The organism is Peptostreptococcus sp. D1 (assembly GCF_900112955.1).
In the GTDB taxonomy this organism is placed as follows: Bacteria; Bacillota; Clostridia; order Peptostreptococcales; family Peptostreptococcaceae; genus Peptostreptococcus.
This window is the reverse complement of the sequence record NZ_FONP01000002.1, coordinates 123,514-143,952: the sequence shown is the minus strand read 5'-3', so window position 1 is coordinate 143,952 and position 20,439 is coordinate 123,514. Positions and strand designations below refer to the sequence as shown.

General features: G+C 36.6%; 21 protein-coding genes. 16 read left to right on the top strand and 5 right to left on the bottom strand.

The window, feature by feature from the left end; all coding sequences use genetic code 11:
• Positions 1-11: 11 nt before the first annotated feature.
• The 13 genes from BM120_RS03315 to BM120_RS03255 all read left to right on the top strand — a co-directional run bounded on the left by BM120_RS03315 (position 12) and on the right by BM120_RS03255 (position 13,762).
• Entirely contained in the window at positions 12-1,094 is a 1,083-nt protein-coding gene (locus BM120_RS03315; RefSeq protein WP_026624711.1) for a Gfo/Idh/MocA family oxidoreductase, read from the top strand.
• A gap of 16 nt (positions 1,095-1,110) precedes the next feature.
• The gene (locus BM120_RS03310) at positions 1,111-1,821 is read left to right on the top strand and encodes a class I SAM-dependent methyltransferase (RefSeq protein ID WP_091993263.1); all 711 of its coding nucleotides are present in this window, start codon (positions 1,111-1,113) and stop codon (positions 1,819-1,821) included.
• A gap of 106 nt (positions 1,822-1,927) precedes the next feature.
• Positions 1,928-2,566, top strand: coding sequence for a TetR/AcrR family transcriptional regulator (locus BM120_RS03305; protein ID WP_091993262.1), 639 nt, complete (start codon positions 1,928-1,930; stop codon positions 2,564-2,566).
• A gap of 122 nt (positions 2,567-2,688) precedes the next feature.
• A complete protein-coding gene (locus BM120_RS03300; protein ID WP_091993260.1) occupies positions 2,689-3,285 on the top strand; it encodes an MptD family putative ECF transporter S component in 597 nt (198 codons plus the stop codon).
• A complete protein-coding gene (locus tag BM120_RS03295; RefSeq protein ID WP_091993390.1) occupies positions 3,275-3,988 on the top strand; it encodes an energy-coupling factor transporter transmembrane component T family protein in 714 nt (237 codons plus the stop codon). The genes BM120_RS03300 and BM120_RS03295 overlap by 11 nt, the downstream gene beginning before the upstream one ends.
• Positions 3,973-5,442: an ABC transporter ATP-binding protein gene (locus BM120_RS03290; RefSeq protein WP_091993258.1), complete on the top strand. Its 1,470-nt coding sequence runs from the start codon at positions 3,973-3,975 to the stop codon at positions 5,440-5,442. The genes BM120_RS03295 and BM120_RS03290 overlap by 16 nt, the downstream gene beginning before the upstream one ends.
• Entirely contained in the window at positions 5,432-7,222 is a 1,791-nt protein-coding gene (locus BM120_RS03285; protein ID WP_091993257.1) for an ABC transporter ATP-binding protein, read from the top strand. The genes BM120_RS03290 and BM120_RS03285 overlap by 11 nt, the downstream gene beginning before the upstream one ends.
• Positions 7,215-8,960, top strand: coding sequence for an ABC transporter ATP-binding protein (locus tag BM120_RS03280; protein WP_091993255.1), 1,746 nt, complete (start codon positions 7,215-7,217; stop codon positions 8,958-8,960). Before BM120_RS03285 ends, BM120_RS03280 begins: the two co-directional genes overlap by 8 nt.
• 31 nt (positions 8,961-8,991) lie before the next feature.
• Complete coding sequence (locus BM120_RS03275; protein WP_091993253.1) at positions 8,992-10,341, top strand: MATE family efflux transporter; 1,350 nt, start codon at positions 8,992-8,994, stop codon at positions 10,339-10,341.
• A 317-nt stretch (positions 10,342-10,658) separates the two neighbouring features.
• Complete coding sequence (locus BM120_RS03270; RefSeq protein ID WP_091993251.1) at positions 10,659-11,060, top strand: sigma-70 family RNA polymerase sigma factor; 402 nt, start codon at positions 10,659-10,661, stop codon at positions 11,058-11,060.
• A 467-nt stretch (positions 11,061-11,527) separates the two neighbouring features.
• Positions 11,528-11,695: an aminoacyl-tRNA hydrolase gene (locus BM120_RS03265; protein WP_091993249.1), complete on the top strand. Its 168-nt coding sequence runs from the start codon at positions 11,528-11,530 to the stop codon at positions 11,693-11,695.
• A gap of 98 nt (positions 11,696-11,793) precedes the next feature.
• Complete coding sequence (locus BM120_RS03260) at positions 11,794-13,512, top strand: recombinase family protein (RefSeq protein WP_091993247.1); 1,719 nt, start codon at positions 11,794-11,796, stop codon at positions 13,510-13,512.
• Entirely contained in the window at positions 13,505-13,762 is a 258-nt protein-coding gene (locus BM120_RS03255) for a recombinase family protein (RefSeq protein ID WP_091993245.1), read from the top strand. The genes BM120_RS03260 and BM120_RS03255 overlap by 8 nt, the downstream gene beginning before the upstream one ends.
• Before the next feature lie 44 nt (positions 13,763-13,806).
• Here BM120_RS03255 and BM120_RS03250 read toward each other — a convergent pair whose 3' ends face one another.
• From BM120_RS03250 to BM120_RS03230, 5 genes are all read right to left on the bottom strand, one after another.
• Positions 13,807-15,483, bottom strand: coding sequence for a recombinase family protein (locus BM120_RS03250; protein WP_091993243.1), 1,677 nt, complete (start codon positions 15,481-15,483; stop codon positions 13,807-13,809).
• A 99-nt stretch (positions 15,484-15,582) separates the two neighbouring features.
• A complete protein-coding gene (locus tag BM120_RS03245) occupies positions 15,583-15,750 on the bottom strand; it encodes a transposon-encoded TnpW family protein (RefSeq protein WP_242941547.1) in 168 nt (55 codons plus the stop codon).
• Between the two features lie 448 nt (positions 15,751-16,198).
• A complete protein-coding gene (locus BM120_RS03240) occupies positions 16,199-16,450 on the bottom strand; it encodes a helix-turn-helix domain-containing protein (RefSeq protein WP_091993242.1) in 252 nt (83 codons plus the stop codon).
• Complete coding sequence (locus tag BM120_RS03235) at positions 16,434-16,871, bottom strand: RNA polymerase sigma factor (RefSeq protein ID WP_091993240.1); 438 nt, start codon at positions 16,869-16,871, stop codon at positions 16,434-16,436. The genes BM120_RS03240 and BM120_RS03235 overlap by 17 nt, the downstream gene beginning before the upstream one ends.
• Positions 16,872-17,277: 406 nt before the next feature.
• On the bottom strand, positions 17,278-17,733 hold the full coding sequence (locus BM120_RS03230) for a GNAT family N-acetyltransferase (RefSeq protein ID WP_091993239.1): 456 nt from the start codon (positions 17,731-17,733) through the stop codon (positions 17,278-17,280).
• A gap of 472 nt (positions 17,734-18,205) precedes the next feature.
• Here BM120_RS03230 and BM120_RS03220 point away from each other — a divergent pair, with 472 nt between their 5' ends.
• The 3 genes from BM120_RS03220 (at position 18,206) to BM120_RS03210 (ending at position 20,439) form a co-directional block, all read left to right on the top strand.
• Complete coding sequence (locus tag BM120_RS03220) at positions 18,206-18,559, top strand: helix-turn-helix transcriptional regulator (protein ID WP_091993235.1); 354 nt, start codon at positions 18,206-18,208, stop codon at positions 18,557-18,559.
• Positions 18,560-18,796: 237 nt separating this feature from the next.
• Positions 18,797-19,126, top strand: a complete 330-nt coding sequence (locus BM120_RS03215; RefSeq protein WP_091993233.1) for a plasmid mobilization protein — start codon at positions 18,797-18,799, stop codon at positions 19,124-19,126.
• Positions 19,087-20,439 (top strand): relaxase/mobilization nuclease domain-containing protein, encoded by a 1,353-nt coding sequence (locus BM120_RS03210; RefSeq protein ID WP_091993231.1) that lies wholly within the window; start codon positions 19,087-19,089, stop codon positions 20,437-20,439. The genes BM120_RS03215 and BM120_RS03210 overlap by 40 nt, the downstream gene beginning before the upstream one ends.

Below are 20,439 nucleotides of genomic sequence, written 5' to 3'. Positions count from 1 at the left end.
GAGGTTTTATGATGAGAAAAACGAGTGTTTTAGTTTGTGGTTCTGGGTTTGGTAAGATATATCTTAATGCAATAAGTAAAATGGAGGATTTCTATATATCTGGAATTTTAGGTAGTGGTAGTAAACGTACTAAAATGTTGGCGGATGAATTAGAAGTACCGTATTTTGAAGATGCTAATGATGATAGAATTATAGCCGATTTAGCTTGTGTTATAATTCCAAATTCTGGTGCTGGTGGTCGTGGTTTTGAAGTTGCTAAAAGTTTGTTAAAAAGAGGTATTTCAGTTTTATTAGAACATCCAGCTCATGAAAGAGAAATATTGGAATGCCTTAAAGTGTCAAAAGATACTGGATTTATGATTAATCCATTCTATAGATACACTGAACCATTTTTGGATTTTTTAGATATACTTAATGACTTAAAAAAGCAAAGTAATATTGTTAATATGTCACTAGAGTGTTCAATTAATGTTTTGTATGATGGTATTGATATGTTGAGTTGCTGTTTAAATTCAATATCGTCTTGGAAATTAGGTGATGTGAGTGATTTATGTAATTTAGATACTAAAGATAAAATATGTGATACTGTTTTAGTGTCAGAAATAGGAAACACTCCAGTTACATTTAAAATTAATAGAAATGTAGATAAATATGATGCAGATCATCCAATGCATTTATATCATAGAATAGAGGCTACGTTTAGTAATGGAAGATTATGTTTGATAAATACTAATGGACCTATTATATGGTTGCCTTTTATAGAATTACCAAGAGATTCAAATAATTTATTAAGTTTTGATAGTAACAATGAAGCTTTAAAGATACCTACAGCAACTGTAATAGGAAGTAGTGTTGCTCCAAGTATTCTTAATACATTTGAAGAGATATGGATTAACGCTGTTAAAAGAGCGATAGTTGAACTAAATAATCAGGATAGAGATAGCAAATTGTCAAATGTTCAATCACAAATTTTCGTATCAAGATTGTGGTCAGACATATGCAAGAAGATTGGATACACAAATCAAGTGGAGTATCATAAAGTTGGAGATACAAAAAAAATACATGAAAATATAATGAAAAAATATCAAAAATAAAGGAGGGATATGTGATTTGTATGGGGCAGAAGTCGAATTTTACGATATTACAAGTAGAAATTCGTGGAAACAAGATAAAAAAATTATTGATGAAATTATGCCTTTGGTTAGGAAAAAGGGAATAGTATTTGACATTGGTGCAGGAACCGGTAATTTATCAATATATATATCTGAAATGTTTGATTGTGAAAAGATATATGCTATAGAAAAATCTCCAGAAATGAGAATTGCATTAATGTCCAAATTGCAAAATGTTATTGCTAAAAAAAATAATATAACGGTGATTGATACTAATATATTTGAAATTGAATTTACTAAAGATATATCTGCTGTTTTTTTGATGGGGGTAGTAGGACATTTTAATATGCATGAAAGAGAATTTCTATGGCAAAATTTAGGTGAAAAATTAGAAAAGGATACCCCTATACTTATAAGTAATTTAAGTAGAGAGTATTTTTATATAAAGAACGGAACTGTATTGGAGAATGTTAGAGTAGGAGACTATGAATGTGAATTGATAATGAGAGAAAAAAAGTACATGGGAAAAAATAAGTTTCAATGGAAGTTTTTGATTAATATTAGTAGAGATAAAGTTTCGCAAAGACAGATGGTATATACATTGGAATGGGAAAATATAGATAATGAATGTATTATTAATGAATTATATAAATTCGGAATTAAAGGGATTCAGATATCAAACAATTATATTTTAGCATATAGGAATTAAATTATTTGTGTTAAAAGCGTAGTACTTACATGTATTAGCATTGAAATTAAAAGAAGAGTGTGCTATAATATAACTAAGTTATATTTGGAGAAAGGAGAAGTAAATCGTGGCTAATGGTGATTACGAAGCAACTCATAAAAAAATATTGGATTGTGGAAAGACTATTTTTAAAACACAAGGATTTGAAAAAGCTAATTTAAGAGCAATCTGCAAAGCGGCGGGTGTAACTACCGGTGCTTTTTATGGTCATTTTGAAGATAAAGAAGCTCTTTTCTCCGAATTAGTAGAGCCAATCGTGAATCAGATACAAAGTTCTTATGCTCTGTATGAAGGTAAAAGTTTTAATGTTTATAAAAGAGAAAACCATATAAAGAAAGAAACTATTTCCAAGATTTTGGAATCAAAAGCACAAGGTGCTATTGAAATGGTTCTATATTTCTTTGAACATAAAGATATATTTGAATTACTGGTCTTTGGTTCTTATGGAACAAAATTTAACAACTTTTTAGACGGGATTATTGAGAAAGAAGATAAAAATCACTTTGACATTTTGAGCATGATATACGGAGCGGATCATGTAAATAATGTGATAACTAATAGAGGAATTCACCTAATCAACCATGCATATTTTTATGCTTTATCGGAAGTAGCAGTTCATTCTAAAAGTAAAGAAGAAGTGAAATTGAATGCAACATTGATTTCAGAGTTTTTTAATGAGGGGTGGAAAAAGATTCGAGGAATATAAACAATTTTTTTGCCTGAAACATAACTTAGTTATATTTCAGAATTGCAGAAGAATAAAACCGGATATTGTTTCTATATGAAAATAGAAATATATCATATTTAAAAATCAAGGAGGACAAAATTATGAATTTAAAAGGTATTGTAAAAATAGCAGTATTTTCTGTTATTGGTTTTGTATTAACAATGGGATTAGGATTTTTGACGGGATCGTTTGGAATGCTTCCAAGTTTATATTTATCATCAGCCCTGCCAACAATTATTGTAGCACCGGTCTTTGTTATTATGTGTAAACAGGTCGGGCAAAGAGGTACAGCATTTCTATACTTTTTATTGATGGGTGTTTTCTATGTTCTCATGGGAATGTGGCCTGTAATTGCTGTTTGTGCTATTGCAGGAATTTTAGCAGAGCTTGTAATTGGTAAGAAGGAAAATTATATGAATAGAAATATGAAGATTGGGGCAGCTTTTGGAGCAGGGATGTTCATATATTCCTTACATGCTATGTATTTTATGTTTGTATTTGGTGTAGAAGGACTTACAAAGCAATTTCCAAAAATGTTTACAAAGGATTATGCAACATTCCTTTATAATTTTTACACTCCTACAAACATATTGATTTGCCTACTAATTGCAGCTGTAGCATCAGTTATAGGAGCTTATTTTGGAACATATATTTACAATAAATTTTTTAGTGATAGGAAGAAGAAAAGTGTTTTGTAGAGATGAAAAAAATAATATAAGCAAGTACCAACTATCAGATAAAATCAACCCGCTTACTATAGTTGGGTTGATTTTACTATTTTCAGTTATTTTAACAATAGGAGAACAATCGCAATACTTACTTTCCCTTATTTTTGTTTTAGGACTATTATCCTTATTTTCAATTAAAAAAGCATTTAGAACGATATGTTCATTGCTTATAGTATGGGGACTTATTTATTTACTTAAACCCCATTTAGGAAATGTTTTGATTGGTTCTATATATACAATGCTACTTATAGTATTGAAATTTGCTCCACTTTTCATTTTGGGAAGAGTTCTGTCTTCATATAGTTCTTCACATCTAATTGCTGCATTTAGAAAAATTGGAATTGATGGTGGAATAGGCATAGGAATTACAGTATTTTTTCGTTTTATTCCGGAAATCTCTATTAGGATGAAGGAAATAAACAACGGCATGAAAATTAGAGGATTTAAAGCAAGCATTTTCAAACCAATTAAAACATTTGAGTTATATTTTGTTCCTCTTATGTATAAGTGCATAGATATAAGCGATACCTTAACTTGTTCAATCATATCAAAAGGGATTGAATATGATGGACAAAAAACAAGTTTTCATGAGGTGAAAATTACACTTGTTGATATCGTAATGATGATCGGAGGGATGATTTTGTTGGGGGCGAGTTTATGGAAAATATTTTAGAGGCAGAAATAAGATCCTTTCATTATGGAGAGGATTTGATATTAAAAGATTTAAAAATGTCTGTAAAGAAAGGCGAAATAGTAGTCCTAACAGGTCTTTCCGGATGCGGAAAAACGACACTTTTAAGACTACTAAACGGACTTATTCCATCCTTTTATGACGGTGATTTGAACGGAGAAATCAAGATTTTAGGGAAGGATATAACGGCATATAAAAAGGGAGAGTTAGCTAAATATATTGGCAATGTATTTCAAAATCCTAAAGATCAATTTTTTTGTGATGTAGTTGAAGATGAAATTGCTTTAGTGGGTGAAAATTTGGGCTTGGACAGGGATACATTAAAAGAAAAAGTTGAAAAAGCAATGGTTCTATTAGAAATAAGCCATATTAGCAAAAAATCCATTTTTGAATTATCAGGAGGAGAAAGGCAAAAAGTAGCTATAGCTGGAACTCTTATCTATGATACGGATATTATTTTTTTTGATGAGCCATCAAGCAGTCTTGATTACGATAGTATAAAACATTTCAGTGAAATACTTCTCAGATTGAAGGCGATGGGAAAGACAATAATTATAGCGGAACATAGGCTCTATTATTTAAAAGAGATTTTTAGCAGATTGATTTATATAAAAAACGGTACAATATGTGAAATTTTTCCGAATGGTAGTCTTAGTAATGATAAATGTAAGGAGCTTGAGTTAAGAACACTTAATGAAAGAGAATTGATATCAGAAAAAGAACCCATTGTTGCTAAAGGATATATCAAAGTAAATAAAGCCTGCATTCATCAAGGCAAAAGAACTTTGATAGAAGAATTAACATTTGAGCTTGGAAAAAGCGAAATAATGGGAGTGATTGGTTCTAATGGTATTGGAAAAAGTACCTTGGCAAAAGCATTATGCGGATTATCTGAAAAATATTTAGATGTCAGCTATGGACAGAAACAAAGAGAAAGGCTTAGAAATTCATATTGCGTGTTACAAGATGTAGATGCTCAGATTTTTTTTGATACCGTAGAAAATGAGTTGATATTTTGTAAAGATCAAAACTCGGAAAGTGATTTAGAAAAAATACGAGAATATCTAAAAGATACAAATCTATGGCATAAAAAAACTAATCATCCACAGAAACTATCCGGCGGACAGAAACAACGATTGGCGATTATTACTTCGTTTTTATCTGGCCGTAAGCTGATAATTCTGGATGAACCAACATCAGGTCTTGATTATAAGAGTATGAGAATTATGTCTGATTTAATAACAGAAAAAGCAAAGGAGATTCCAATTATTATAATTACTCATGACTTAGAGCTGTTATTTAAAACCTGTCATTCCGTCTTAATGCTCGGTGATAAGGATTATAAAAAAATATCTGTAAAGGGAAATGAAGCGTTAATCATGGATTTTATGGATAAAAAAGGAAATTTATTGAAGGAGGGAAACTATGTTAAATAAGGTTTTCGAATATGCCGGTTCGCATAAAAAATCAATTCACTTAGCAAGTTTTATTATGCTTATTAGTGTAATTATGGGTGTGTTACCCTTTCTATTTGCATATCAGATTATCAATCCACTTATTTTAGGTGAGCAATTAAAATTTGAAAGAATTGCTATTTTATTGATCAGTATTTTAGTTTGTTTAGTGTTGCAGGCTGTATTAGGAGGTTTAGGTCTTAATGTATCCCATAAAGCAGCATACAACACTCTGCTTGGGCTTCGAACATCTTTACAGAAAAAAATGGAAGATCTTCCATTGGGTGTTGTTGAAGAAAAAGGGACAGGTACAATCAAAAAAATGTTTGTGGATGATATTGGTAGTTTAGAGGTGCTTTTAGCTCATTCACTTCCTGAAGGAATAGCTAACCTAATTGTACCTATTATGGTTTATATTTCAATGTTTTTTATTGATTGGCGATTAGCGTTAATGTCATTAGCTTCTATTCCGATTAGCATTCTTGCAATGATGATTATGTACTCTGTAGGTATGAAAAAAATGAGACCATATTATATGGCAAGCGGAAAAATGAATAATACCATTATTGAGTATGTAAACGGTATGGAAGTTGTAAAAGTATTTAATAAGCAAACAGAGTCTTATGAGCGCCTTTCTAAAAATATCAGTAATTACAGAGATTATGCACTCGCTTGGTATAAGACGGCATGGCCATGGATGGCGTTATATAGTGCTTTACTTCCATGCACGATTATTTTAACATTGCCGCTTGGTGGTTACTTTGTATATATGGGCTATGCAAGTCTTTCTAACTTAATACTGATATTATGTCTTTCTTTAAGTATAGGATTACCACTACTGAAAGCTCTTGGATTTTTACCAACTATGCCGCAGTTAAATTATAAGATTTCTGCTTTAGAACAAGCCTTAAATATGGCGCCTTTAAAACAGGGAGAAAATGATTTTGAGGGAATAGGGCAAACTATTTTATATGACAATGTTACCTTTGGCTATCAGTTAAGCAAGATGGGAGAAAACGGACAGCCTGAAACCTATATTAAGAATGTTATTCATAATGTTAGTTTTACGGCAAGAGCCGGTGAAAAGACAGCGATTGTTGGCGAATCCGGTTCAGGAAAAAGTACTTTGGCTAAACTTTTAATTCATTATTATGATGTTTTAGATGGAAGCATAAGTATTGGTGGACAAGACATACAAGATATAAGATTGGAATCACTCAACAAACAAATTTCTTATGTAGCACAAGACCAATATCTATTTAATACCTCGCTTTTAGAAAATATTCGCATTGGTAATTTAGCTGCCAGTGATGATGAGGTTATTGAAGCAGCTAAAAAAGCCCAGTGCATGGAATTCTTAAATAGACTTCCGGATGGTATTTATTCTTTAGCTGGGGAAGCAGGAAAGATGCTTTCAGGTGGAGAAAGGCAAAGAATATCACTAGCAAGAGCTATTTTAAAGAATGCTCCGATTGTTGTACTTGATGAAGCAACAGCCTACGCAGACCCGGAAAATGAAGAAAAAATGGAAGCGGCTATTCGTGAACTTGTGAAAGGAAAAACCTTAATTGTTATTGCACATAAGTTGCCATCTATTGTAGATGCAGATCAGATATTGGTTATGGATCATGGTCATTTAGTTGCGAATGGAAAACATAAAGATTTATTAGAATCTTCAGCAGAATATCGTAAATTATGGGATGCGACGCTATTTAGTAAAGATTGGAAAATCAGCAGAAAGGAAGGTGAAATGAATGTTTAGACTAATTTCAAGGATTTTAAATTTATCAGGTAAATACAAAAACAGAATAAAGTCTGCATTTATATTTGCCTTTATTGAATCCATATTAAGTAAAATGCCTATATTTATTGCATTTACCGTTTTGATTGGATTTTATGAAAAAACGAACACCTCCAAAACTTTTATATATGTAGGGGTGGGACTTATTTTAGTGGTTTTATTACAAGCAGTGGTTCACTTCTTAAGTGATAAATTACAAAGTGCAGCTGGCTTTATGATTTTTGCTGATAAAAGAATGGAGCTTGGAAATCATCTTAGAAAGCTCCCGATGGGATATTTTACAGCAGGAAATTTGGGAAAAATAAATTCAGTTTTAAGCTCGGATATGGCTTTTATTGAAGAAGTTTCCATGAGTACGATTGCAAATATGATGAGCTATGTATTATCAACGCTTGTGCTAACAATATTCATGTTTGTTTTAGATTACAGAATTGGATTGATTGCGGTGTGTGTAACATTGGTTGCAACACTGCTTGCAAGTAGCATGAATAAGATGTCTTTATCGGAGTCGGCTATTAGACAAGAACAAAGTGAAAAACTAACGGATGCAGTTTTATCATTTGCTGAAGGTATAGGTGTTATAAAAAGTTACAACCTTTTAGGTGAAAATTCTAAATCTCTTACTGATAATTTTGTATCCTCAAAGGACACATCTATAAAATTTGAAAATAAAATAACACCATGGACAACCGGTTTAAATATTATTTATGGAATTGGCATTACATTTATTTTAGCAGTGGCTCTATATCTTAATTATCAAGGAACTTTGGGACTTCCGTATATGTTGGGGCTTATTTTGTTTGTGTTTGACTTATTCAGCCCTTTAAAAACACTTTATGGAGAAGCTACAAGGCTTACTGTAATGAACGCTGCTCTGGATCGCATTGAAGAAGTGTTAAATGAAACTGAATTACAAGATGTAGGCAAAAAACATATTTCAAAATCTGAGTCCTCAGAACCTGAAATTTCTTTTAATCATGTTAAGTTTTCTTATGGCGAAAAAGAGGTTTTACATGATATGAGTTTTGAAATGGATAAGAATACAATGACGGCTTTAGTTGGACAGTCCGGAGGAGGAAAATCCACAGTGGCAAATCTTTTAGCAAGATTCTGGGATGTAGACTCTGGAGAAATTTTGATTAGAGGAGTGAATATAAAGGATGTTTCACTGTCTGAATTGATGTCGGAAATAAGTATGGTTTTCCAGAGAGTTTACTTATTCCAAGATACAATTTTTAATAATATTGCTATGGGAAAAGAAAATGCAACTAAAGAAGAAGTTATAGAAGCTGCCAAAAAAGCAAGATGCTATGATTTTATTATGGCACTTCCTGATGGATTTGACACAATGATTGGAGAGGGAGGAGCAACTCTATCCGGTGGTGAAAAACAAAGAATTTCTATTGCTCGCTGTATATTAAAAGATGCTCCTATTGTAATTCTTGACGAGGCAACAGCAAGTGTTGATGTGGATAATGAAAGCTATATACAGGAAGCAATCAGTGAATTGGTAAAGAATAAAACATTATTAGTTATCGCTCATAGATTAAATACTATTAGAGATGCCGATAATATTATTGTAATCAAGGAAGGTAATATTGCAGAACAAGGAACCCATAATGAACTAATTGCTTTAAATGGGATTTATAAAAATATGGTAGAGCTGCAAAATAAAAATAATGGCGTAAAAATATTGTAAGAATATATTTGTAATAAATGGAGGTAAGTACTTGAAACAGGATATAAAAGAACAACTATTAACAAAAAGACCGATAGATTTACTCTTTCAGCTATCTATTCCAGCGGTTATTGGAATGATAGTAATCGGTTTGTATCCTTTAATGGATGGGATATTTGCTGGGAAAATCATAGGACAGACAGCAATGACTGCCTGCGGTGTTGCGATGCCACTTACATTTTTTAACAGTGGTGTTTCAACCTTACTTGGTGTAGGGTCTGCTTCTGTACTTTCAAGAGCAATCGGAAAAGGTGATCAGAAAACCGTAGATAAAATTATGGGGAACTTAATCTATTGGGTAATTTTTTTCTCCGTAATTATTACGATTGGAGGAATACTTCTTGCTCCACATTTCTTGTCTATGGTTGGAGCAACGGGTGAAATCAAAGCCTATGGTGTTAGATACCTCAGAGTGATTTTTATAGGCTCTTTGTTTGTAAACTTCACACAGTCCGCAAACATGGTTATGCGTGGTGAAGGTCTAATGAAAAAAGCCATGATGATAATGGGACTTGGAGCCTTACTGAATATCATTCTTGATCCGATTTTAATGACAGTTATGGGTGAATATGCCATTGAAGGTGCTGCACTTGCAACGATTACAGCACAGTTTGTTCAAGCGGTTGCAACACTACATTATTTCTTGAAAAAGAGTAAGGTTGTTAAAATTTATAAGATTAAATCCGATCCTGAGATAAAAAAAGAAATGTTCGGCGTAGGCTCATCAGCTATGATGATGCAGCTTCTGTTCATGATTCAACAGACTATGCTTTATAAAATGGCATTTAAGTATGGCGGTGATCCCAACGGGATTTTGATGGCAGCATCGCTTCGTGTATATGCCTTTTCGTTCATTCCACTTTGGGGAATGAGCCAAGGATTACAGCCTGTTGTAGGAACTAACTTTGGAGCGAAGCAGTATGACAGAGTAAGACAGGCTATGAAAGTATTTTCTATTGGCGGGCTGGTTCTTGCAGCAATCTTTTGGATTCCGTCTTTATTGCTTTCAAGTCAAATACTATCTTTATTCGGTGTAGAAGCAAACATTATTGCACAAGGTGTCGGAAACTTTAGATTGTTCTATTCCGTATTTATCCTGTATGGAGTAATGGTTATGACGATTACTTTCTTCCAATCTATTGGAAATGGAAAGAAAGCAGGAATTATTGTTATGCTTAGACAGCTTTTCATATTTGTTCCTGCAATGATTATTTTACCAATGGCATTTGGAGTAAAAGCTGTTTGGTTCACGCAGCCACTTGTTGACTTCGTTATGATTGTTGTTGGATTTATAATGATGATAAATACACTAAAGAATCTAGAAAATGTGAATACAAAATGAAAGTAATGTTTTGTAGGGTTAAAATTTCTAACAGCTAATTTTTAAGGAGGCACATTTAATATGTATTGAGAATGAGGAGCATATATGTGGAAATTGTTTTTATCAACAAGAAAATATTATAAATATATTATATATGTTTTCAAATTATTTTTGATTTCTATATATTGCCCTTTTTAAAGAACTAAAAACTAAATATAAGAAAAACAAAAGCGCTTTCAAATGTTTACATCTAAGAGGATTTCGCATGTCAAAATGCCGGAGTCCTCCTTTTTTATGCTTAAAAATCAAAAATTAGAGTAAAAAAGGAGGATTAAATGATGTCAAATAAAGAAAAATACATTTATGTCAAGGGGAAAAAGATATATGTACCTGACGAAGTGTATAAAGCATATAAAAAAGAGTTTAATCATGAAGCTCATTTAAAAAGATTAGACAAAAGGCATGGCGTATTTCATTTTGGAGACTTTAACACAAGTATTGTAGATATTGCAGATAATACTGTTGATGTTGAAAAAATCATTGAAACCAAAATGCGTATAGAAGATTTGTATCGTGCATTGGACAGCCTAAATGATGAAGAGAGAAACCTAATTGAAGCACTATATTTTGAGGATAAAACTCTCACAGAAGTTGCAAAGAAAGAAGATACAAATCCAATGAAAATCAGCAGACTAAGAGATAAGATTTTAGAAAAGCTTAGAAAACTTTTGGATAAGTAAATTAAGTAGTGGGCAGGGAAAAGATCTCTGTCCTCTATTTTTGAAAATTTTTCAAAAAAATATTCAAAAAAAGTGTTAAAAGTTGTTCTGAAAGTAAGGTTTATATATAGAGGGACTTTTATTACCTCGTTATATACAGATTTGCTCTTTGACAACTGAATAGACCAAGACAAGACGTTAACCGATAGTTGAGCAATTTACAGCTTACGCCAAGATAAACTTGCTAAGAGAAATTGGTTTAAATGAATACCTACATTTGTAGAGGATATAAGGTTTGGAGCGATAAATAAGTTCGTATAAAAAGAGAGTGGCAACTCTTGTGCGATGATACTAACGGGGATAATGATACTTCTACAGTTGATGCCGGCTCATCTTGAAAAGGGGCGGAGGTGAAATTCCTATGTTGCAGCCAATGCACTTGTCAATGTCATAAAACTTAAAAATACTGAAGATAAGGAGAAGATATTATGTGTGAAGAACATAATATAGATATTAAGATGGAAATAGATAAAAAAGATAAACAGACAATAAATCAAATTGATGGTTGGAATATCGAAGTTAAATTTAATGAAAATGGATTTAGCTTAGAAAATTTAGTAGAGGAATACATCAAAGAAAAATTTTCTGTCTATTAGGGGCTGACAAAAAATATAAGGAGCGTTATAATATCTTTGTGGAAGCCTAACCTTGGTTCGATTTATTGTATGTAAATTGAATTTAAGGAGGCTTTTTTGTGTTTAAAAATAGTGTAGATAAAGAAAATATTGCAGTTATGTATTTGAGGCTTTCAAAAGAAGATGGAGAAAAAGTAGAAAGTAATTCCATATCAAATCAAAGAGAAATTATAAATTCATATGCAAAGAAAAATCAATTTATAATTATCAAAGAGTATGTTGATGACGGATATTCAGGAGCAACTTTTGATCGTCCTAATTTTAAAGAAATGATAAATGATGCTTATGATAAGAAATTTGATACGATTATTGTAAAAGACCTATCAAGATTTGGAAGAGATTATATAGAAGCCGGGAAGTTTATACAAAGAATATTTCCGGAAAATAGAATAAGATTTATATCCGTTAATGACAATTACGATAGTAAAAGTGCAGATATGAATGACACTCACCTAATACTCCCTATAAAAAATTTTATCAATGACAGCTACTGCCGAGATATTTCTAATAAGGTAAAAAGTTCTCAAAAGATAAAAAGAGAAAAAGGAGATTTCATTAGTGCATTTGCTCCTTATGGATATAAAAAATCTGAAGAAAATAAAAACAAGTTGGTGATTGATGAACAGGCTGCTCCTAACATCAAAAATATATTTGATATGAAGCTTATGGGATATTCCTCAAAGGCAATCGCAGATGAATTAAATCACTTAGGTGTTTTAACTCCAAGAAAATATAAAGAAAGTCAAGGCTTTAAGTGTAATGGATTTCAAAATATAAAAGTTGGAAATTGGTCAGCGAAGGCAGTAAACAGAATTATAGAAAATGAAGTATATATTGGAAACACCTTACAGGGAAAGAGTATCACCTTAAACTATAAAAATAAAAAGCAAATTGGAAAAGATAAAGAAGAATGGATAAGGGTAGAGGATACCCACGAAGCAATCGTAAGTAAGGAAGTTTTTGCTATTGCAAATACAATGCTTAAAAGAGATTTAAACAACTCTCGTGGTAAGGATAAAATTGATATTTTTACCGGGATGCTGTTTTGTAAAGAATGTGGAAGTTCTTTGATTAGAAGAACTGTAAAGTATAAAGAAAGAGAAGAGGTTTTCTATATATGCTCAAAGTATAACAAGGAAAAATCTTGCTCAAGACACAGCATAAAGGAAGAAATCTTGATAAAAGCAGTGTCTAAAATAATAAAAACCTATATTGAATTTAACGAAAAGCTATATTCCAAAGTTCGGCTTATAGATATAAATAGAAACTTGAAAGACAAACAGATTCCTATATTAAAACGAGAAAAAGCTATGACAGAAGAACTGTTATCTTCACTTTACCTTGATTTAAAAGAAGATGTGATTAGTAAAGAAGAATATCACCTTTTTAGAAAAAATTATATGGAAAAACTCACTAAACTAGATGAAAGTATCCAGTATAGGGTAAAAAGACAGGAAGATACAAAGGACAAGATAGATAAAAATAAGAGCTGGATTATTGATATTAACAGATATAAAAATTTATCTGAAATAGATAGACTATCTGTTGTGATGCTCATTGATAAAATTTATATTTCTGAAGATAAGACGATAGATGTCAGGTTTAATCATACCGAAGAGTTATCCTTACTTGAGGAAATGGCAAAAACAGACAAGACCAAATTTAAGAACGATATTATAGCAAAGAAAAGTATAGCTACAAACGGAAATCCAAAAGCTATACCTACTATTATGAATAAAAGTCTTGTAAGTGCTGAAAGTGAGGTATGTTATGGCTAGAACGAAAAATAGACATAGATCACAATCAGAGATAGGAACAGAAGTTGCAAATGGGACTGAAAAAATATATATTGCCGGTATTTATACAAGACTATCACAGGAAAGAAAAGAGGATTACAGAGACAAAAGTAATTCCCTTGAAATGCAGGAAGAACTTTGTATAAAAGAAGCAACTGAAAAAGATATAAAGGTTTTTAGAGTATATAAGGATTATGAGTATTCCGGAACAAATTTAGCTGAGGTAAGATAGCGTTACCGTTTTTCTCGGTGGCGTTATCGCCTCAGCTTTTTATGTTAAATAGCAATACTTTTTACATCTGCACCTATTTGTCTGAAATAACAGGTGTTTTCTGTGGGCTTTTCGCCGCTGTCTACTTTACCCACAAAGCTATAAAAGATTTCGATTTTACGGGTATTCGTTTCCTTATCCAATTCGTGAACAAGGATACGGTCTATAAACTCATGGACGTTTTCGTAGGTCAGTTCATCAATCGCCGTATATCTGCGAACAAGCGCGATAAACTTCTTCACGTCTGCGCCGCGCTCGGCGGCGGTGGCAATTTCCTTTCGCAATACCATTATGCGCTGCGTCAGGGTCTTTTTCTCGTCCTCGTAGCCGGAAGTCAGAAATACAAACCTTTCGTCCGACAGCTTCCCAAGGGCGTTATCCTCATACAGCTTGCGGAAAAGAATATCAAGCTCGTTAATCCGCTTCTCGGCTTTGTCAAGCTCCTTTTGCTGCTGCGAAAGGGCTTTTTTCATTGCCTGGTCGCTGTACTCGTTGGCGGTGCGTATAAACTCCTGTTCATGCTCCCGCACATAAGACATGACGCGCTGCAAGTCTGCAAGGACAAGCTCTTTCAAAATGGGCTTGCGAATATAGTGCGTCGTACAAACAAAGTCGTTTCTTGCCCGGTTGCGGTAGTTGCCGCAAGTGTAAGCGTGTTTGCGCTCCAATGTTCCCGCGCCCCTCATTGCATACATCTTGTAGCCGCAATCCCCACAAAAGAGAATACCCGAAAATATGTCTATCTCGTCTACCTTTGTAGGGCGGTGCTTCGTCGCAATCCGTTTTTGTGCAAGGTCAAAGGTTTCTTCATCAATCAACGCTTCATGGGTGTTCGGAAAGAAGTATTGTTTATCCTCCGGGTTTTTGAGGGTCTTTTTAGACTTGTAAGACACCTTGCGGGTTTTGCCCGTTATCGTATGCCCTAAGTATTCTTTCCGCGCCAGTATGTCATAAAGCGTTTTGTCCGGCCAGTTATAGTAGGCTTCTAACTGCGGTCGCGGGTGCCGGGTGCTTCCTGTGCGGCGATAGCGGAGTTCGCCAACAGTAAGGATTTCGTTATCCCGTAACCAATTTTGGATTTCACAAATACGGTCGCCGCGTACATACATAGCGAAAATCTGTTTTACAACGTGCGCGGTTTCCGGGTCGGGGATTAGGTGATTGCGGTCGTCCGGGTCTGCAAGGTAGCCGTAAGGTACTTCGCCGTTGACGCGCTCGCCCTTTTGCGCTTTCGCCTGTTTGACCGCCCGGATTTTCTTTGAGGTATCGCGGGCGTAAAACTCGTTAAACCAGTTCCGCAACGGGGTAAACTCGTTGTCGTCCCTTGAGGTGTCTACTCCGTCGTTGATAGCGATATAGCGCACTCCGTTTTCGGGAAATACAATCTCTATCAACTCGCCCGTTTTCAGATAGTTTCTGCCAAGACGGGAAAGGTCTTTTGTAATGACCGTTGCCACTCGTCCGGCTTCCACTTCCTGCAACATGGCTTGAAGCCCGTCGCGCTCAAAGCTCACTCCCGAAAATCCGTCGTCAACGAAAAAGCGGGTGTTCAATAAACGGTGTTCGTCTGCATACTTTTGCAAAATCAGCTTTTGATTTTGTATGCTTTCGCTTTCCCCGGCCTGCATATCCTCTTGACTTAATCTGCAATATAAAGCGGTTATCTTGTCTGCCTGTAACATTGTTCCTCCTTTCCGACAGCAGACAAGCAAGGTATATGTACTACTGATATTATACCATGTCCCGCTGCGTTTGTCATTGCCTAAATGTTAAAAAACGCCCTATTTACGGGCGTTTGCGGCGTTTTGCTCCATGTCTTTACGAATGAGCTTTTTGATTTTTTTATCTATGGTGTCCGTCGCTTTTTCACTCTGCGACGCGCAAACGATATATGTTGTTTTGCCTATTTTATGCTCCGTCTGTATGACGGGCGTTTGATTTTGCGACAAAAGAAAAGCCCCCTTTCTTTCGCAACTGTTTATACAGTCTATGAATAGTGGCAAGTCCACTATTCGTTTAAGAAAAAAATGAGCTTTAATCGGGCGGCTGTTAGCACAACCTCGCGGGAGTTTCACCCCTGCTCATTTAAGGCAGCTTTACCCATTGCCTGCGACGCTCTGAACGCTCGGACTGTGGCTGTAAAGGCTTGTCTACCCTCAATGCGTGTCGTCGCCCGCAAGCTGCTAACTTGCTTCCCGTCGCGGTGTTAGTCGCTCGGCTTTTCCCCGTAGGGGAAAAGCGTCATGGCGCACCCGCCTTATGGCTCGGCGCAAAAAGGACGTACCCGATTTGCCCTATACTGCGTCGCCGTTATCTTGCGTCGCTTTCTTTGAAAAGGTGCAAAAGTTACGTCAGATTGAATACGCAAAGCGGAAAGGGGAACGCCCGCGTATTAAATCAATCTAACGGATAACCAAGAACAACCCGCATGAGCTTTGCTTGCAGCCGTTCGCGCATATCCTCGTCTATGCCGTAGTAGGTATTGCCGTATTCATCACGCACTTTACGGGTAGACAGATAGGCTATGTAGCTCGCGTAATGCTGCATAACAATTTTCATTGCGTCGGGGTCGCCCTTTGTCGCGGCTAAAATGACCGGGTAAGGTAATAAGCCGCGTTCGTTGGGATTGTTGTCAATCTTTCCATTCATCAGCTTTTTCCTCCAAAAATCGTTTTAGCAGTTCAAAAGAGCTTGTCCGCCGAAACTGTACTGTGCTGCGCGGTATCTTCATCAGTTCCGCGATTTCCGCATCTTTCATGTCAAAGAAGTAGTACAGCAATACGGCTTGACGTTTTTCTTCCGGCAAAGAGTGCAGCGCGTCGGCAAGCAGCTTCGCCGTAATTTCTTTCCCTGCGACAAAGAAAGATTTTTCAGCTTCGTTATTCACAAAATACTGGTCGCAAGTGTAAAGCTGATTTTCTTCCTGCGGCGACAAGTCAGAAAAGACGACTTCGTACTTTCTGCGTGTTTGGCTCTCTCTGATAGCGTCGATTGCTTCATTTTTCAACACTCTCTTGCAAAAGCCGTTGAACGTGCAGCGTTTTTGCCATTCGGTGCGATTAGGTTGCATATTCTCACCCCCTTTCCTACCCGGGGGCGGGTTTATTTGTCCCCTTTCGCAAACCCTCGACGGACGCGCAATTTTTTTTGCCAATCGGGGGAAGCACTTTTTCAAAAAAACTGTGAAAAAGCAAAATGCGCCCGTCTGCAAAATACAGACGGGCGCAAGGGAATTGTCAGCAGTATTTAGATGTATTGACAGTTCATACTCATGGGCGAAATATCCCAATGGCGGGGCATAGCTTTTTTTGAGCGTAGACAGTTGAAAAGATTAGATAAAGCAAAAGCGGACATAACGATACCTCCTTGATACCGCCATATCCTTAAAAAAGGGCGACTTTAATACACCCTCCGTAAATCCAATTTTGAAAAAGGAAAACGGCGGTTAATTTAATCTGTATTGAATTTTGAAGCTATTAAGGCAGTTCTTTTATCATGTGTATAATCGGGAACGGATTATTAAAATTGTCATGTTCTGAATATCCACAAACCTTAAATCCAATATGCTCATAAAACTTGATTGCACTATGGTTTTCTAAATTAACATCAACATATTGAGCACCAAATTCATTAAGCGCAAAGTTAATAAGCTTTTGTCCAAGCCCGGTTCTCATAGCGGTCGGGTCTACAAAAAGCATTTCTATTTTGTTTCCTTTAACAGCAAGGAAAGCTTTTATAATCTGTTCTTCTTTTTTTACACCCACCAATATAGTCATTGTCTTTAGACTGCTTCGTACCTGCTCTCGAATAGACACTATATCCTGCTCGGTAAGAAAATAATGTGTATGTCTAACCGCTTTTTCCCAGATGTTTATTAGTTGATTTGTTATATCTACATCAATATTGTGTATGAGATTGATTGTATATTTCATGGTTGTTCCTCCTGAAAACAAAAAAGAGGGCTAATGTATTTGAAATACACAAGCCCTCTAAAAGTAGAAAAGGGCGTATGTATGCTACATAAGCCCTTAATGACAAAAAGGGCTTTAGGCGAAACAAAGCCTAAAGCCCCTAATATCGTATTAGTTTTTCGGCACAACAAACTAAAGCATATTGCTATGCTTTCTAAAATTTATTGGCCGATGAAACTAAAATATAATATCTGCTCCGGACAATGTTTCATCATTTTTATTTGTCCGGAGCGTGTTAATTACGTAAGTGTTAAGTACAATACGGCACATAACCTCACCTACTTCCCTGTAAGATACACTGATTATACAGCAAACAATCCATAAAGTCAATTAGAGCGACTTTATAATATGCTTTATTTTGGCTAACTGTATGAATTGTGTAGACATATCCAGCGAACAATGGGAACTATACAATATAAGAGGGTGAATTGATATGGCTAAAAGACCAGTACCACTATATGACTTTGCAGCTTTCGGGCAAGCGATAAAAGAAGCGCGGACGGGCAGGAAAGAGAGCCGCAAGAAAGTAAGCGACGAAATGAACATTTCCCCGCGCTATCTTGCGAACATTGAGAACAAAGGGCAACAACCGAGCCTGCAAATCTTCTATGAGCTTGTAACCCGTTACGGCATATCGGTAGACCAATTCTTTTTCCCCGATAAGACAGACGGGAAAAACACCGGGCGGCTACAACTTGACACGCTGCTTGACAGCATGAGCGATAAGGGAATACGGATTGTAACCGCAACGGCGAAAGAAATTGCAGAAGTCGAAAACGAAAACTGAATAGGAAAGAAAGAGCGTTGCAGCCTTTTATGAGGATTGCAGCGTTTTTCTTTTGTCCTGCTTTGGCAAAATGACGCTTTTCCCCGTAGTAGGAAGTAAGGAAAAAGTTTCGTAGCAAGCATAGGAAGCGGGTACCCACTTCCGTATTTTCGCCCTCCCGCGCTGCGGCGCGTCGGTTGAAAATGGCTTGCTGGGAAGTGTCCCAAACCCTCTAAAAACGGAAAGGAGCGTCAGAGCATGAACGGACGAAAAAGGACGGTGCAGATAAAGTTTCGCGTTACAGAAGATGAACGCGATTTAATACTAGAAAAAATGAAGCTCATACCCACCCGCAACATGGCGGCGTATCTGCGGAAAATCGCAATCGACGGGTATATCATTCAGATAGACCATAGCGACATTAAGGCAATGACAGCCGAGATACAGAAAATCGGGGTCAACGTCAACCAGATAGCGCGGCGTGTGAACTCCACGGGCAGCGTGTACCAAGAGGACATAGACGAGATTAAGGGGGTGCTGAATGAGATATGGCGGTTACAAAGATTAAGCCTATTAAAAGCACGTTAGTAAAAGCCCTTGACTATATCCAAAACCCGGATAAGACGGACGAAAAAATGCTTGTGTCCTCGTTCGGCTGTTCCGCTGAAACGGCAGACATTGAGTTTGGATTTACCTTGTCGCAAGCGTTGGATAAGGGGAACAACCTCGCCCACCACCTCATGCAATCCTTTAAGCCGGGGGAAGTGGATTATCAGACCGCCCATGAAATCGGGCGGCAGCTTGCCGACGCTGTAACCAAAGGGCAGCATGAGTATATTTTGACGACGCATATAGACAAGGGGCATATCCATAACCACATCATTTTTTGCGCCGTTAATTTCGTAGACCACCACAAGTACAATTCCAACAAAAGAAGCTATTACGGCATACGCAACATCAGCGACAAGCTGTGCCGGGAACATGGCTTATCCGTCGTCGTTCCCGGCAAGGGCAGCAAAGGAAAAAGCTATGCGGAGTACCAGGCTGAAAAGGTCGGCACAAGTTGGAAAGGCAAGCTAAAGATTGCCGTTGACGCGCTGATACCACAAGCGGCAGACTTTGAGGACTTTTTACGGCGGTTGGAAGCGACAGGCTATGAGATAAAGCAGGGAAAATACATATCGTGCCGCGCACAAGGGCAGGAACGGTTTACCCGCCTAAAAACACTCGGCGCGGATTATACAGAGGAAGCTATCACCGAACGGATAGAGGGCAAGCGCACCCGCGCCGCCAAAGCTCCAAAGGCAGAGCGCGGTGGTATATCCCTTGTCATTGATATTCAGAACAGTATTAAGGCGCAAGAGAGCCGGGGCTATGAGCAATGGGCGAAAATCCACAACCTCAAACAGGCGGCAAAGACGCTCAACTTCCTAACCGAAAACAAGATAGAGCAGTACGCCGATTTAACCGCCAAGATTGCGGAAATCGGGGCGGCAAGCGAACAGGCCGCCGCCGCGCTCAAAGGCGCGGAAAAGCGGCTTGCGGATATGGCGTTGCTTATCAAGAACATTACCACCTATCAAAAGACAAAGCCCGCCTATGACGCATACCGGGCGGCAAAAGATAAAGGGCAGTACCGCGCCGCCCATGAGAGCAGTATTATTCTGCATGAAGCAGCGGTAAAAGCATTAAAGGCGGCGCGGATCGGCGGCAAGCTGCCAAACGTCGCCGCCCTGCAAGCGGAGTATGCCGCGCTCCAAGAGCAGAAAGAAGCCCTATACGCCGACTACGGCAAGCTGAAAAAGCAAGTCAAGCAGTACGACGTTATCAAGCGGAACATAGACAGTATTTTGCGGCAGGACAGGCAGCCGGAACGGGATAAGGAAGCGGAACGGGGATAA